This is a genomic window from Mycobacterium lepromatosis (genome assembly GCF_000975265.2).
In the GTDB taxonomy this organism is placed as follows: domain Bacteria; phylum Actinomycetota; class Actinomycetes; order Mycobacteriales; family Mycobacteriaceae; genus Mycobacterium; species Mycobacterium lepromatosis.
Map to the genome: position 1 here is coordinate 916882 of NZ_CP083405.1, position 15577 is coordinate 932458.

At 58.1% G+C, this 15577-nt stretch carries 13 protein-coding genes and 4 pseudogenes; 6 read left to right on the forward strand and 11 right to left on the reverse strand.

Annotated features, from left to right (window positions below; translation table 11 throughout):
* Window positions 1–3: 3 nt before the first annotated feature.
* Window positions 4–1425 (forward strand): acyl-CoA carboxylase subunit beta, encoded by a 1422-nt coding sequence (locus tag MLPF_RS04265; RefSeq protein WP_045843293.1) that lies wholly within the window; start codon window positions 4–6, stop codon window positions 1423–1425.
* Window positions 1426–1718: 293 nt separating this feature from the next.
* Here MLPF_RS04265 and MLPF_RS04270 read toward each other — a convergent pair whose 3' ends face one another.
* The 6 genes and pseudogenes from MLPF_RS04270 to sepIVA all read right to left on the reverse strand — a co-directional run bounded on the left by MLPF_RS04270 (window position 1719) and on the right by sepIVA (window position 5353).
* Window positions 1719–1949 carry a hypothetical protein gene (locus MLPF_RS04270; protein WP_237817102.1) on the reverse strand — a complete coding sequence of 77 codons (231 nt, stop codon included), beginning with the start codon at window positions 1947–1949 and terminating at the stop codon, window positions 1719–1721.
* A gap of 123 nt (window positions 1950–2072) precedes the next feature.
* Window positions 2073–2199 (reverse strand): annotated as a pseudogene (locus MLPF_RS04275) (OsmC family protein); the annotation flags it as partial.
* A 107-nt stretch (window positions 2200–2306) separates the two neighbouring features.
* Window positions 2307–3155, reverse strand: a complete 849-nt coding sequence (mutM, locus tag MLPF_RS04280; protein ID WP_045843299.1) for a DNA-formamidopyrimidine glycosylase — start codon at window positions 3153–3155, stop codon at window positions 2307–2309.
* Window positions 3156–3210: 55 nt separating this feature from the next.
* Window positions 3211–3927 carry a ribonuclease III gene (gene rnc, locus MLPF_RS04285; protein WP_045843300.1) on the reverse strand — a complete coding sequence of 239 codons (717 nt, stop codon included), beginning with the start codon at window positions 3925–3927 and terminating at the stop codon, window positions 3211–3213.
* The gene (locus MLPF_RS04290) at window positions 3924–4529 is read right to left on the reverse strand and encodes a YceD family protein (protein ID WP_050039192.1); all 606 of its coding nucleotides are present in this window, start codon (window positions 4527–4529) and stop codon (window positions 3924–3926) included. The genes rnc and MLPF_RS04290 overlap by 4 nt, the downstream gene beginning before the upstream one ends.
* An 86-nt stretch (window positions 4530–4615) precedes the next feature.
* A complete protein-coding gene (gene sepIVA / locus MLPF_RS04295) occupies window positions 4616–5353 on the reverse strand; it encodes a cell division protein SepIVA (protein WP_045843323.1) in 738 nt (245 codons plus the stop codon).
* Window positions 5354–5543: 190 nt separating this feature from the next.
* Here sepIVA and MLPF_RS04300 point away from each other — a divergent pair.
* From MLPF_RS04300 to MLPF_RS17085, 5 genes and pseudogenes are all read left to right on the forward strand, one after another.
* Window positions 5544–6588 (forward strand): annotated as a pseudogene (locus MLPF_RS04300) (permease); the annotation flags it as partial.
* A gap of 150 nt (window positions 6589–6738) precedes the next feature.
* Window positions 6739–6966 (forward strand): hypothetical protein, encoded by a 228-nt coding sequence (locus MLPF_RS04305; RefSeq protein WP_237817239.1) that lies wholly within the window; start codon window positions 6739–6741, stop codon window positions 6964–6966.
* Between the two features lie 152 nt (window positions 6967–7118).
* Window positions 7119–7304: a hypothetical protein gene (locus tag MLPF_RS04310; protein ID WP_045843303.1), complete on the forward strand. Its 186-nt coding sequence runs from the start codon at window positions 7119–7121 to the stop codon at window positions 7302–7304.
* Window positions 7305–8033: 729 nt separating this feature from the next.
* Window positions 8034–8478, forward strand: a pseudogene (locus MLPF_RS04315) (reverse transcriptase domain-containing protein); the annotation flags it as partial.
* Window positions 8479–8923: 445 nt separating this feature from the next.
* On the forward strand, window positions 8924–9217 hold the full coding sequence (locus MLPF_RS17085) for a group II intron maturase-specific domain-containing protein (RefSeq protein ID WP_082082387.1): 294 nt from the start codon (window positions 8924–8926) through the stop codon (window positions 9215–9217).
* Window positions 9218–9639: 422 nt separating this feature from the next.
* Here the strand turns inward: MLPF_RS17085 and coaD are convergent, their stop codons facing one another.
* From coaD to MLPF_RS04340, 5 genes and pseudogenes are all read right to left on the reverse strand, one after another.
* Window positions 9640–10122, reverse strand: a complete 483-nt coding sequence (gene coaD / locus MLPF_RS04320; protein WP_045843304.1) for a pantetheine-phosphate adenylyltransferase — start codon at window positions 10120–10122, stop codon at window positions 9640–9642.
* Window positions 10123–10144: 22 nt separating this feature from the next.
* A complete protein-coding gene (gene rsmD, locus MLPF_RS04325; RefSeq protein ID WP_082082388.1) occupies window positions 10145–10699 on the reverse strand; it encodes a 16S rRNA (guanine(966)-N(2))-methyltransferase RsmD in 555 nt (184 codons plus the stop codon).
* Window positions 10696–14075 (reverse strand): annotated as a pseudogene (locus MLPF_RS04330) (pyruvate carboxylase). Before MLPF_RS04330 ends, rsmD begins: the two are co-directional and overlap by 4 nt.
* An 8-nt stretch (window positions 14076–14083) precedes the next feature.
* Window positions 14084–14743: a vitamin K epoxide reductase family protein gene (locus tag MLPF_RS04335; RefSeq protein WP_045843306.1), complete on the reverse strand. Its 660-nt coding sequence runs from the start codon at window positions 14741–14743 to the stop codon at window positions 14084–14086.
* 7 nt (window positions 14744–14750) lie between these two features.
* On the reverse strand, window positions 14751–15530 hold the full coding sequence (locus tag MLPF_RS04340) for a DsbA family protein (RefSeq protein WP_045843324.1): 780 nt from the start codon (window positions 15528–15530) through the stop codon (window positions 14751–14753).
* Window positions 15531–15577: the final 47 nt, after the last annotated feature.

Here is a 15577-nt window from a genome sequence, read left to right on the forward strand (position 1 = left end):
GCGATGGCAATCACGGCCCCAAAGGTGGTGGGCAAGCCCATTGACCCCCGCGATCCGTTATTGCGTCTGAGCAATTTCTTCGACGATGACAGCATCGAACCGCTGCACGAGCGTAACCGGTCCGGCGTATTCGCTGCGGCAGGAACCGTGAACGGTGTGCGCACCATCGCGTTCTGCACCGACGGCACCGTCATGGGCGGCGCCATGGGTATCGAAGGCTGCGCACACATCGTCAACGCCTACGACACCGCTATTGAGGAGCAGAGCCCCATCGTAGGCATCTGGCATTCGGGCGGGGCCCGGCTAGCCGAGGGAGTGCGGGCGCTGCACGCAGTCGGACAAGTGTTCGAGGCCATGATCCGCGCATCTGGGTACATTCCGCAGATCTCGGTGGTCGTCGGTTTCGCTGCCGGCGGCGCCGCCTATGGACCGGCGCTGACCGACGTCGTCGTCATGGCGCCAGAAGGTCGAGTGTTCGTCACCGGGCCCGACGTGGTACGCAGCGTCACCGGCGAGGACGTGGACATGGCTTCGCTCGGTGGCCCAGAGACCCACCACAAGAAGTCCGGGGTGTGCCACATCGTTGCCAACGATGAACTCGACGCCTATGAGCGCGGCCGCCGGTTAGTCGGATTGTTCTGCCAACAAGGTCATTTCGACCGTAGCAAGGCCGAAGCTGGTGACACCGATATCCACGCGTTGCTGCCCGAATCGTCCCGACGAGCCTATGACGTACACCCAATCGTGACCGCGATCCTGGACGAAGACACGCCTTTCGACGAATTCCAGACGAATTGGGCACCGTCCATGGTGGTCGGGCTAGGCCGGCTGTCCGGCCGTACAGTGGGTGTACTGGCCAATAACCCGTTGCGGCTGGGCGGTTGTTTGAACTCCGAAAGCGCCGAGAAGGCAGCACGTTTCGTACGACTCTGCGACGCGTTCGGGATCCCGCTGATGGTCATCGTCGATGTCCCTGGCTATCTGCCGGGGGTTGACCAGGAGTGGGGCGGCGTGGTGCGCCGAGGCGCTAAACTGCTTCACGCGTTCGGTGAGTGCACCGTTCCGCGTGTGACGCTGGTTACCCGAAAAACCTACGGCGGGGCCTACATTGCGATGAATTCTCGCTCGTTGAATGCGACAAAGGTGTTCGCGTGGCCGGACGCCGAGGTGGCGGTGATGGGTGCCAAGGCGGCCGTCGGCATCCTTCACAAGCGCAAGTTAGCCGCAGCACCGAACCACGAGCGGGAAGCGCTACATGACGACTTAGCTGCCGAACATGAGCGCATCGCTGGCGGCGTGGACAGTGCCATCGATATCGGTGTGGTTGACGAGAAGATCGACCCGGCACATACCCGCAGTAAACTAACCGAAGCACTGGCCCAGTCACCTGCCCGCCGCGGTCGCCACAAGAACATCCCGCTGTAAACGGCACGTGATGTAAACTGCAAAAGCAATATCGCATGTGATATTGTTTTTGCATACTCAGTGCAGGGTGCCACGACCCCGGTGTTGAGGAAAGCAGTGTGGCAGCTTTACCAGTCCTGAACGGCGATATGATATGTGCCGAGTCGGGCGATACCTATCGATTGCACTGTGTGAAACCACCCGATGTTTTAGGTGATCACCGTTGTTGTGTTGTGGTTGGCTGTGTTGGTGCCGTGTTGGTTTCACAGTTCGTCGATGACCTCGCAGCCGGTGATGACGCGTACGGCGGTGCTCTAGCCTAGGGCAGTACTTGACTTTTTGTGGGGATCGACCGCGGAAGGAAGATAAAAGCCATCCACGGCGTGATCTGGTGACTTGTGCGCGTGGCGGGCTAACACATCACCAGAAAAGCGCAACTGATCCCCGGCCACCCGCCACACCAGACGCACCCCCAGCATCGCCAGCTTCGATGTCGCGGCCGGTGACCAACACCAACTACTCGGCGGCCCTTGCAAGCAGCCCACCTACGCCGCGACCAACCCTAAACCACCAACACAACCCACACCACCGATCCCCACCACATAACCCACCACACCCCTCAACCACACAAAAATCAACAACACCCTAGGCTTCGCGGGTGAGTTTGATTTAAGCAATTTAACGGGCGTAAACACGCCGTAGACGTCCTCGGAGCCGACGAGTACCGGCGCATCTCGCAAGCTGTATTCTGTTACAGTGGCGCATTCCAGTGCGTTCGACCCACAGTTCGATCATGGCTTCTTTTTCTACCAGGTGGTCCTTGCACCGAGATCGACAACAGCGTGGAAAAGTTCGTATAGAGCACCATACCAACGTCGATCGCGACGTGTGCGCAGCCGAAGTTACCGACGGGGCCGCGGTTGGCATCTAGGGCAATAGAACGACGAGCGGTTCATGAACTTTTCCCGGTGCATCACCGCGCCGCAGCGCCGACAGCCTTCGCCTTCACGGCCATAGGCATCCAACAATCGGTCAAAGTCCCCCGATGCGCCGTTGACGTTAACATACAGCGAATCGAACGAAGTCCCACCCTTAGCTAACGAGTCGCGCATAACATCGGCGGCTGCCTCCAAAACCGCGGCCAGCTGCCGACGGGGCAACGTGGCAGCGATCCGCGCGCCATGCACTTCGGCCCGCCACAGCGCCTCATCGGCGTAGATGTTGCCGATTCCAGATACTGCCTTTTGAGCGAGAAGCTGGCGCTTGAGCTCGGAATTCTTGCGCCGCAACACTTCCACCACAGCTTCGACATCGAACCGCGGATCGAGCGGGTCACGTGCCAAGTGGGCGACAGGCACCGGCAACACACTGCCGTCCACCGTCATTAGGTCGGCTAGCAGCCATCCACCGAAGGTCCGCTGATCCGCGAAGCTTAACACGGTCCCGTCGTCGAGCAGCGCAGAGATCCGAACGTGATCGACACGAGGCACGGTCCCCAGCAACATCTGTCCGCTCATGCCGAGGTGCACCACGAGCGCAGTGTCTGTGTCCAGCAAGAACCACAGATATTTGCCGCGCCGATCGGTTCCGTTAATCCGGGTACCGAGCAGCCGGGCCGTGAGATCAGCTGATCCAGCAACATGACGGCGCACAGCGCGCGGATGGTGCACCCGAACGGCAGTAATCGTCTTGCCCACTATATGGTCCTGCAGGCCACGCCGCACCAACTCTACTTCGGGCAGTTCAGGCATGGTAGTGATGATCGCAAACGCGGCGAAGCCGGGCGCAACGAGTCATCACCATCGACTACACGGATGTTTTCCCGGCGCCATCCAGTACGTCGAGCGCTTTCCAAGCCGCTGACGCGGCGTTCTGCTCAGCCTCTTTCTTGGAACGGCCGATACCCGACCCGTACTCGGTGTCCATCACGACGACGACTGCGGTGAATTCTTTGTCGTGGTCCGGACCGGTGGAGGTCACCACGTACGATGGCACGCCCATGCCGCGTGCCGCTGTTAGCTCCTGCAAGCTGGTCTTCCAATCCAACCCAGCTCCCAGTGTAGGCGCAGCATCCAGTAGCGTGCCGAACAACCGTAGGATCACCTGATGGGCCACCTCGATACCGTGATGCAGGTAGATCGCACCCAGCAGCGATTCCATGCCGTCGGCCAGGATGCTCGACTTATCCGCTCCCCCAGTGTTTGCCTCGCCGCGGCCCAGCAGCAGGTAGATGCCTAGACCCCCATCGGATAAATTGCGCGCAACGTAAGCCAGTGCCTGGGTGTTGACCACACTGGCCCGCAACTTAGCCAGATCCCCTTCCGAACGGTCGGGGTGGCGATGGAACAACTCATCGGTAATGGTCAAGCTCAGGACAGCGTCACCAAGAAACTCCAGCCGCTCGTTGGTCGGTAACCCGCCATGCTCGTAGGCATAACTGCGGTGCGTCAACGCCAGCGAAAGTAGCCCGTCAGGAAGATCGACACCGAACGCATCGAGCAAAGCTTGTCGAGGCTGGGTCACCGCTTACTCCGCAATCCATCCGTTTCCGATGTCTGCGGGACGTCGGACGCCAACATATCAGTCAACTTAGCCCACCACGGGTCGATGCGGACATGGCGATGACCGGGCTCGGAAGCCAGCAAAGTACCACATTCTGCGCATAATCCAGGGCAGTCCGACCGGCACGTCGGCGCGAACGGAAGCTCGAGCCCTACGGCGTCGATTATGGACTGTTCAAGATCGATCGTGTTACCGACGACGTATTCTACCGCATCGTCCTCGGTGGTCGCCTCCGTTGCACTGTCGGGATAGGCAAACAGTTGGGTCAAAGTGACTTGCACGTGTCCATGGACCGCGGTCAAACAACGGACACACTCACCTACCGTAGGAGCAGCCACCACCCCAGTGACCAACACGCCCTCCGACACCGACTCCATTCGCAAGTCGAGGTCTATCGGCGTACCCCACTCGATCGCGACCAGCTCCAGTCCAATGCGCGTCAAGCTGGGCACGGTTTCTTGCAGGGCGATCATCGCTCCCGGCCGTCGCCCCAACGGGGTGATGTCGAACACTAACGGCAAGATCGGATTCCGTTGCGTCGTGACACTATGCTGCCGAGCCATGATAGAAATTCTACGGCACCCATCGACGGCGCCATAATACCAAATAACAGTCACCGTTCGTCGTGGCGGTGGCGCTTGGCAGAGAGCTAGCGTGTCACGTAATCGTGCGTACCAGCCGCCGTGCGGAGTTGGTGGCGGCCGCGCCCGACCGAACGAATCGTACCGTTGAGAAACTCTTCGAACTCGGCGAGCTTGTTGTCGACATAGATGTCGCACTCGCCGCGCAGCCGGTCAGCCTCAGCATGAGCCGTGTCGATGAGCCGGGTGGATTCGGCGTTGGCCGCCTGTACCACTTCGTTTTGCGACACCAGGCGCTGCTGTTCCTTGATTCCCTCTTGGATAGCCTTTTCGTAGGAGATGTTGCCGTTTTCGATCAACCGGTCGCATTCGGATTGGGCACGACTGAGGCTGGCCTCATACTCGCGCTTAGCTGCTGTCGCGATGCGAATCGACTCCTCACGCGCCTCCCCAAGCATCCTCTCGCTGTGTTGACGTGCGTCGCTGGCCATCCGATCAGCCTGCGATGTCGCGTCAGACAGGATCCGATCAGCCTCCGCGCGCGCGTGACTCAACAATGACTCCGACTCAGTAGTCGCCGAGGACACCATGGAATCGGCGTGCGCCTTGGCGTCGTTGAGCATCGAATCACGCGCATCGAGCACATCCTGAGCGTCATCCAGCTCACCCGGGATCGCATCTTTGATATCGTCGATCAGTTCCAGCACATCGCCGCGAGGCACCACACAGCCCGCGGTCATAGGCACGCCTCGGGCTTCTTCGACAATGGCACTCAACTCGTCCAGCGCCTCAAAGACTCGGTACACAACCACACCCTCCTGGCCTCGTTGGTTGTTACCAGTGTGCCTGCTGTTACCGCTATCACGATGCTGCTGGCTCGGTGTGTCGGACATTTGGTCTGAACAGCCACCCATGTGCCGACATGGTCAATTACAATTACATTACACCAGCCCGAGCCCGGGGTTGAAATTATACCTGTAGGTGTAGGGGGGGTACATGATACGCTCTGGCGCGGGCCGTCGACCCAATACCACCCACTGCGATGGTACCGCAGTAGTATTGGCTCGATCACTGTTCTGCAAGAGCGCCAATTTTATCGCCATCATGACATTTGATACCGGCTACCAACCAATCATCTCGTGATGGAGTTGAGTATTGTCTTGGCCCTGCTGGTAGGTTGGCAATTCAGCACCGCAGAGCTGATCGGCGAGCTGCCGATGATCATAAATACTGGCCGTTTTATTCCGGCTGTGTACGCTCCCGACTCATCGACACCGCCCGCCAGCAAGCCAAGCAGGGCATCGCTGGCTCGATGAAAGACCGATGCCCTGATGGACGTGTCCATCAGCAGCGAGGGCTCCAAAGGCTATGGCAAACTGTGGCGGCGACTGTTTTCGCCCCAGGGTTCTACCTCGGTCTCACATAAATGTTTATGTTCATAATGGAGTAGCTAGCCATTCTGCACGACCTCGTTGTCGATCTGCTGCTCGCTGGCGCCATCGCGGCGTGGGTACTCAAAAATCATTTTGACAAAAATTCTTTTTCGCCGATCACCCTGTCAGGGTAGCTGTTGTGGGGACCGATCGTGGCAACCGTGTCTTTCATCCGCTCAATCGGCAATGCACCACTTGCCGAAGTACTATGGAACGAAGACATCTGTTTCGAATTTCGGCGGTGTTATCGCGTTTATCTTCGCCGACCTAATTAATTGATACTGCCGGTCTTGAATATCTACCGCAAGGTACTACGGCACCAGAATGATGCTGATGCTATCCGCCACTTTGCTATGCCGCAACGGCAGCGTCCGGGTATCTTGTCGAATTACTTTTCGGCACAACGTATTGCATTTCAAGACCAGCGCGGCGGCACGGTCATGTAAGCGACAAACTTGTAAAACTACACTACCTCGTTCAACATCGTTATTTGTCGTTATCGCAACACTGTTGGTGGCCCGGTTCGTCACCTGGAGGGACTGTCGATAGTGCGCATGATGGGTGGCTCTCCCGCCCCAGAGCATGATCACCAGGATCATCACCACTAACAGCCGTGTTTCCCTGTGGACACCTTCTCCGCGTGTCAGTCCTTAGCGATATAACTCGCACACATTTTCGAGTAACTGCAAGTAGGTTACAGTGGCTTTTGTCGTGCTCGATGTACGATGTCGCGGCTGACAGGGCTCTCGTTCAACGCATTGACCACGCGGGAACGGTTGACCCTGTTGCAGCTTGTATTCAACGGCACGCCGCCAGTTAACTACCGGTCGAACGTGAGGTTGATCAATCAGATCGCAGAGCAGTCCGACTCCGAAGAGCTGAGCGGCACACTGCCCCCAGCGTTGGCGAGCGACTGCACATCACTGGCGCCTGGGCCAACCGGCAGGTGGCCGAGGCTGCCGATCTCGGTGAACAGCACGCATTGACCGGTCAACCGTTGCCACCGCTGTTGACCGCTACCGCCACGACCCAAAGTGACGAGTCATCGGTACCAGCCCCACGTACAGGTGACCCGAAACTTCTTTCGCCGGCTACCCAGTTTTGTTGACATCGAAACTCACTAACAGTTCAAGGCGCATTGGCGGCTCTGAACACCAAGTTTCGTCCCGACCAGCTGGCCGGGCTGGCCAATCACTCGCTGCTGACTGCCTTAACCCAGATGGGTAGCTATACCGATGCGGATGTGTGTCTTGAGGTGTTTGTTGATCGACTGGGGGTAAAAGAGCTGCACGGTCGTTCTGTCGCAGCAGGACTGCGAAGCTGAGGGCAGCCTGGTGCGGTAGGTATGAGGGAAAGTGGCAAGCGGCCCTAACAAGCTGGACGTTCTAGTACCCCCGGATGGGGCGGGTCCGGCGAGCGAGACGGAAAGGTATACGGAAGAAGCCGGCGTTAACTATGCCCCTCCGATGGTGTATCGCCTCAAATCTGAGCGAATAGGGGTCGGAGACTCTGCGCACTTACTTCCCTTAGGGTCGTAGGGAATTCTTTGTAGATTTGTTCTCGCTGATGAAAAGACCGTGTTGACGTGTTGCGGGTTGTAGCCACGGCGATGTTGTATGGGCAGAATCGGGTGCCTCCTTCGTCAAGCGATCAACACGTGAACACGAGAACCACCCGGTTCCCGCCTTGATGCCACGTTCCAGCGCGGTGCTGGGACTAGGCGCGCCGTCGGCCGATCGGTTCGGAGTGAGACGGAGCCACCGCAGTAGTAGTCCGAGGTCGGGAAAGGCGGCTACTGGTCAAGGAGAACAGCGGAATCCGCAAAGGTATAAGAGACTGTCATGCTGGAAGATTGCGCCGCTGAATGGTGGTGCTCCATACGAACAGACCCTGATGGGACCCTAGCGGCAAGGATCGGAGATGCAGGCCAAGCTTTACCGGTGGGCGGCAGCCGATCCCGACCGCTGGTGCGATGATCTGTTCAATTTCGTCTCCTCCCCAGTCACCATGGTGGTGGCATTTGATCGGGGTGCAACCAACCAGAGTGGCCCGTACAGCGGGATCGGACGGGCTGACTGTGGGCCGTATCGACTCCGAGGTCAAAGTCCCGGTGTTCCTAGGCGGGCTACGCACACCGCTCAAAAGTGGGCAGTGCCAACTTCAACCAGTGCAGGATACACAAATCCCCAAACTGAGCAGGGCGGGCAAGATGCTGTTGCTGGGGATTCCCACGGTGGCCGACCATGTCGTCCTCCAGGTGACGCTAAAATTGGTGCTGGAAAGCATCTTCGAGACCGACTTCGAGCCGGTATCGTGCGGGTTTCGGCCCGCACATCACACACACGACGCCATCGCCGAGATCCATCTGCTCACCACCCAGAAATACCGATGGGTGTTAGACCACAGATATTGAGACATGCCTTGACACAGTCGACCACCCGGCCCTGATGAACCGGGTGCTCCAGCGGATCAAAGACAAGCGGGTGCTGCAGCTGGTCAAGTCGTTCCTCAAGGCCAGGATCCTCACCGAACTCGGCGACCACGAGGACACCCATACCGGCACACCGCAAGGAGGCATCATCTGTTCCCACTGCTGGCCAACATAACGTCGTCGGTACTCGATGAGCACCTGCATATGCCACAGAAACCAGGCGACCCAATGTTGACCAGCACACCAAGGCGTGGCTAGAAAGGACTGCCGAACTGGCTCCTGGTTAGTTACACAGACGATTTCGTGGTGCTAGTCAAAGGACCTCAAAGCCACATCGAAACACTACGCAAAGACATCACCTCGAGTGCTCGAACCAATGGGATTGCACCTATCCGAGGCCAAAACCGTACACATAAGTCAGGGGTTCAACTTTCTTGGGTGCCACATTCAGTGACACTGAAAAGCAGTAATGGTACACCTAAACCTTGATCGCCCACCGACCATTGAGGTCGATGAAGGCCAAGATCCGTACGCTAACCCGCAGAACATCACAGCCACCCCTGGGGGCCACGCTGAAGCGAATCAACCAGATCCTGCGTGGCTGTACGACCTACTTCCGACATACCGTGGCCAAGCACACATTCGACTTTCTGTGTAAATTAATTTATGTGGTAGCGGATCGTGCACTGACAACAACACAGCCACCGTCGGAGATGGGCCTACATGCGGCGCCAGCCCACCAACCCCACCGGACAATGGCACCCCCATCAACACGAACGGGATCATCCTACTCAATCCCGCGTTAAGCGCCCTGTCGGCACCCGAGAAGCTGTTCCAGCACAATAGGTTACCAGCCTTCCATCATCGTATCTACCACGCTCAAAAGTTGCAATCGGAGACCAGCAAGGCACTTACCTGGCAGCAGCATCATGCCAATGAGTGACATCATCCTCCTAGACCGACTGCGCCCGTCATTACCTCACGACCTTCGACAACGACAAAGCCCGAAACTAACACCTTCTGGCACCCCGAAAATCTGTTTCGCACCGACAACGAAAACAAAGGGACCCCATAGCTGGTACGCCCATCGAGCGGGACATTCATACACATCTAGACATCCGCGACATCCACGCCGAGGCCCAAAAACTGACGATCATCATCGTCCGACACTGCTAGGACCGCGTTATCGTTTCACGACAACCCAAACCATCGTGTTCTGACCGCGGTCTCAACTACTGCTGGACATCTTTTCCCGGAATCGACAGTTCACCGATTCCGGCAATAGCTTTGAAACGTCACCGCCTAACATCGCAACCTCTTTGACCAAAGACGACGATACGAACGAATACCGCGGCGCCGTCGCGACGAAGAAAGTGTCGACGCCCGCGATGTGTCTGTTCATCTGCGCCATCTGCAGCTCGTATTCGAAATCCGTTCCGGTGCGCAGGCCCTTCACGATGGCCGTCATTCCGCGAGACCTGACGAAGGCGACCACTAATCCCTCTCCGGCCTCCACGCGCAAGTTAGGCAGGTGCATCGTCGACTCATTGATCATCGCGATCCGCTCGTCGAGGTCGAACATACCCTTCTTGACAGGGTTGATCAGGATCGCGACCACCACCTCGTCGAACTGAGCCGCGGCGCGTTCAAATACGTCGATGTGGCCCAACGTCACCGGATCGAATGACCCCGGACATACCACACCGCTCACGATCGAAACTCTACACGGCGGATCAGGCCAATTCAGCAAGCTCCAGACGGGTGTCACCGTACACACGCGACTGCCACGAACTCCATCCGGCAGGCCAGGTCAACGGCACGCTCGCGACACCACGTTCTATCACCGCGACGGTTCCCGGCCGCGCCCAGCCGTGGGTGGTAAACATGGCCAGCACCGCTTCGACCTCAGCGGTGTCAATCGCATAGGGCGGATCGGCCAGCATAAGATCCACCGGAGACTCAGTCCCGGCGGCCAAGACAGTTGCCACCGGACCGCAGCGCAGCCTGGCGCCAACCAGACCTAAGGCTGTCACGTTGCGCTCGATGACAGCAACAGTGCGCTGGTCGGATTCCACGAACAGCGCCGACGCGGCTCCGCGCGACAGCGCCTCCAGACCGAGCGCACCCGATCCGGCGTAAAGGTCTAGTACTGCCAGACCGGTCAGTTCCCGTTGCGCAGCAACGATGTTGAAAAGCGACTCGCGCACCTGATCGGTGGTCGGCCTGGCCCCCCGCCGTGGAACAACAATGCGCCTTCCCCGCGCTACACCACCAATGATCCGGGTCAGTTCAGCACCACCAGCAACTCTCCGCCCTCAATTACGACGGTACTAGACACCACCCGCACCACAACAGCCCCCTTCGGGACAGTGATCGGAGCTTCCATCTTCATCACCCCGATGCTGGCGATGGCCTGGCCAACACTGACTTGGACATCAACGGACACTGCCATAGTGACGACTCCAGCGAATGGTGTCGCAGTGTGTCTAGGATTACCGCGGTCGGCCTTCTCGGCAGCCGGAACCGAGTTGCTGATGCGACGGTCATGCACCGGTGCCGGCTGCAGCTGGTCGTTGACGATACAAATCACCGTCCGCATAGCATGCTCGTCGGGATCGGAGGTGGCCTCGAGCCCGATCAACAGTCAAACCCGCGCTCCAGTTCCAGCCTGTGCTCTTCATCCTAGTGAAGGCCGCAAAAGAACTGGTTGACCGACAATTGCGAAGTGTCACCGTAGGTTTTTGGATGCTCCTCAAATTCCTTTGCCAGAAAAAGGCATAACAACATACTTATTAACGTGGCTTGACGCCTGGGACCGGCCAAGGTTAGGGCAACCTCATCGTCGCTGGCTATTTGCCGCATTGGGCTTGGCCGAAGCGCAGCCGGCCAGCGCCGTCGCGCGCAGCGGTTCCGGCCAGCCGCCGTACAGATCACCAAACTCGCCCTGCAGAAACCCCATCACCAAACCTGGGATATCGAATCGCACTGGATCCGAGTCAAGTTCGTCTGCACTTAACCTTAACGACAACCAACACCAGCGCCAGATAACCGACCACCTTAGACGTCGGCGTGACCTTGATCAATCTGCCCAACACACAGCCGACCCCCACATAGGCCTACTCGAATCGAGTCACCAGAACCAGCGCAATCGCATGCTGACGCAGATTCGATAATTGGCCACCCAGAATTTCATGGCGATATGCCCATCCTGTTGAACCAGGTAGCTCAAATTCAAAGGGTGCTCACACTTTTCTTACTAATTCCCAGTACTGCTCCAATGTGCACACGGCGAAGTACGGCAGGTCGCACTCAGTGTGCGCCGTAGCGGCCAAGTCGAGCTCAGCGCGGACTGACTCGTTGTCCCTGCTAGCTGCACGGCAGCACCGTCGACGGCGTCCGCGTACCAAGAGGCTATGTAGCTGACCAGCTGCCCTCTCCAGTGTGTCATGGATATGTACGTGCACGAACAGAACGAAACAACTGCGCAACGCAACGACTAACTGTCGTGGTCCTGGTGTCCGCAACAGTCCGGCCGTATCCTTGATGGCCGGCACGTGTGCGCCAGCACCCACGATCTGCTCGGCCAGGTTCAAATAGTAATCAAGCGCGTAGAGTCGCTCCCCCGGTCGGACAAATCACCGGTGTAGAACATCGCGACTTCTGCTATTGCAGAAATAGTTTCATCTACCGCGTCGATATCCTAGCGCATCGACTGAACAGTGTTGAGCGCGTAAAAGATTCGGAAGATGTCAACGCCGGCTGCTGTTGCCTTCGCTACGAACATCGTAGACAACCACCTCAGGATACAGTGTGTAGCCCGATCGTGTTGCAGCCCCGCAACAGCATCTGCAGACAAATGTTGGGGCAGCACAACACGCAGCATAGCCAGCCGCTCCCAGAGAGCCTCCTTGAGGAAACGCGCAGTGCCACGTCGTACGTCGCGCAGTCCCCACCCCTCCACCCACCACAGCCATGGCATGATCTAGGCGAGATAGATTGCCACCCTAGCCAACCCGCTGACACGCACTCGGATAGCCAGCAGCGCTTGGTGGGCGCAGCAAAACATCGGCGTCAGTAAACTCTACCACCACCAATTCCCGCAACCAGCACGTAAAACGCTAGGACAACAACCCAACCAATCGATGCTTAGCTCCGTTCGGTGGCGCAGCTTGTAGATCGATGTCGAGCAGCTTGTTGTGTGGGTACACCGTTGACGGCCGCAAGCCATGCGGTCAGTTGACGGTGACATCGGCTAGATAGTTGAGGGCTTGGTATCGCGATCGACCGAGGTGCGCACGGTCAGCAACTGTGGCCACTCGTCGATGAACGATGTGGTTAAGTCGGCCGGATCGAAAATTCGGGGCATCCAGGACCGCTTGTAAAAGAGAATATTCATCGACACGCCACGAATCAGGAACTCCGCAATCACTCGGCGCGCCCTGCCTACCGCCGTCGGAAAATCACAGCCTAGTAGGTCAGCTTGACCAGTATGAAATCGCAGTGCGCGCTGACTGACGGCACCGAGGTTAGTGCTGCCGTCCAACAGGATGCCTACCCCACCGGGGTACGGTACACGCTGATCCAGCCGGTTTCGGGCCTAAAACCGTTAACCGGATCCTCGATGGTGATGCGGCACGACAACATGACGACGTGCGACCGAGTGTCCTGCTAGCCTAAACCCAGCTCGTCTAGCAACGCTCTAAAGGTAATCCACAGCTGGGTAGAAACCAGATCGACATCGGCGATCTCCTTAGTTACTGTGTGCTCCAACTGAGTCCGCGGACTCATCTCAATGAAGACATACTCGCCGCTCTCACCCAGCAGACACGCTCCCACACCAGCCTAACTGTAACCAATATGCCGGGCAAACACGGCCCCACGTTTGCGCACATTTGTCGCGCAATTCAACGGGCAAGCCTGGCGTGGACGCTAGCTCGATGACCTGTTGATGACAACGCTGCACACTGCAATCACGCAAATATGGAGTGGACCGCGTTGCCGAGGTTGTCGGCAAGGATCTGCATCGCGATATGGTATGGCCGCAGTATTCCCTGTGCGAGATAGACCATCGGATCCTCGAACAGGGATTTGACTCTCGGCTGGCGGCTTCGATCGCTTCGGGCAGCACGCTGGCATCGCTGACTCGGGGAATACCTCGACCACCGTCGGCAACTGTTTTGACGAACAACGGAAACCGAATGCCGATCTATCCCGACTCCAGGGCCGACACCAGCGCATCGACCAAGGCTGACGGTGCCGACAAATGAGCACGGGCAGGCCGGCTTCACGGACCGCAGCGATCGCCCAAGACTTATTTCCTGTCAGCTTAAGCATTTCGGCGGTGGTGCCGAAATGGGTGATGCCTGGGGCCGCACATACCGCAGCCAACTCTGGATTCTCCGATAAAAACCCGTAGCCAGGGTAGAAGGCGCCGGCGCCAATACGACGAGCCGCGTCGACAATTTCATCGATGGGCGGTTAGGCACCCGCACTGGATGACCAACGTCGCCAATATGGTAGGACTCGCCGCCCTTAAATCGATGCAGCGAATTGCTGTCCTCGTAAGGATACACTGCCACCGTGGTTACACCCGATTCGTAAGCAGCACGGGAGGCGCAGATCGCGATCTCCCTGCGATTAGCCGACCAACACTTTGGAGAACACGCGTGCCCCTAAAGCCAGTAACTCATAAAAAGTGTCTGCCAATAGTTCCAAAACCGCACCATGATCAGCAAAAACACCGTAATGAACCACAGCGTGGCAATCGACCATCGCCATTGGTAAATTCCCCGTGCTATGGTGCTGGTCCGGCCAGTCAGGCCCTCAAGCAGCGGACGAAACACGATGGCGTTGACCACCACCAGTAGCGACACGCTGACAGTCCAGATCACCATGCAATAGGCGCACAACGCCCCGATGCGGTACAGACTCTGAAAAATCAGCCAATGCACAAACCCCACACCAACCCATGTACCAACCGCCAGTCCAATCCAGTACCATTGCGGCAGTGACACTTCGGCGACCGAGAGCACACCGGTGACAGTCACGACAGTAAAGCCCACGATACCCAGCAACGGATTGGGAAATTCGAATACGGACGCCTGCGGTGTGTTCATTACCGAGCCGCATGCGACGATCGGGTTGACATTACACGACGGCACGTAAGCCGAGTTGAGCAAAATCCTGATCTTTTCAACTGTTAACATCATCGAGGCGGCCAAGCCAATCACACCCGCAATCAGCACCCACCACGTGGTGGGCACCGGTATTGACAATTCGTTAGCCGGAGCCGGTGTCAGATCGCCGGAACGCTCGACAGGTTGTGCTGACACCGAGTAGTTACGACGTCGTCGTAGCAGTGACAGCCATGTCGATGCCCGGAACGGCACCCACGATTGCTTTAATCTTGGCCACCAGTGCGTCGGGTGTCAACGGGTCGTATTCGTCGTCGTTGATCTTGATCGTCGGGGTCGCTGAAATCTTCGCGAGCGCTGCCTCTGCGGCGACCTTGGCCAGGTACTTCCCGCTGGTAATACAGTCCGGGACCTTCCCGACCACGCCGGCTTCCCGCGCGATTTCGATCAACTTCGCATTGTCAGGGAAACTGCTCGCAAGTTCACTGGGTTGGAAGTTGCGGCTGTACAATGCAGCACGGAACCGACGGTACGCGTCCATGGATTCATCGGCAACGCACAAGGACGCCGCACCTGCCCGTGACGGATAGTTATGGTTACGTGGGTGGTCCAGAATGGACACCACGGAGTAATCGGCTGCAATCGCACCGATGTCGATGAGCTTGGACACCGTAGGCCCGAAACTTCGCTCGAAATCACCGCACCCCGGGCACAGAAAGTCCTCGTAAAAAGACACCACGACCTTGGGGTCGTGGGTGCCGGGCTGGGTGACTAACTTGCTCGAAGCCACCCGCACCGTGTCACCCGAGCCGGTCAGCGAAGCCGCGCCATCCTGCTTGGCATGCTGCGATTTCATGACGGCGAAGACGACGACGACTGCGAAGATCGCGACGATCACAGTGCCCGCGATCACGACAGTCCGGCCGGACCGGCCGTCCGCCGACTTTAGGTCGAATCGCTGGAGACGTTTGCGGTTATCGGCCACAGGTTCGCTGATCCTCACGTGCTCGATTTGGCCCGATTCACGATCGG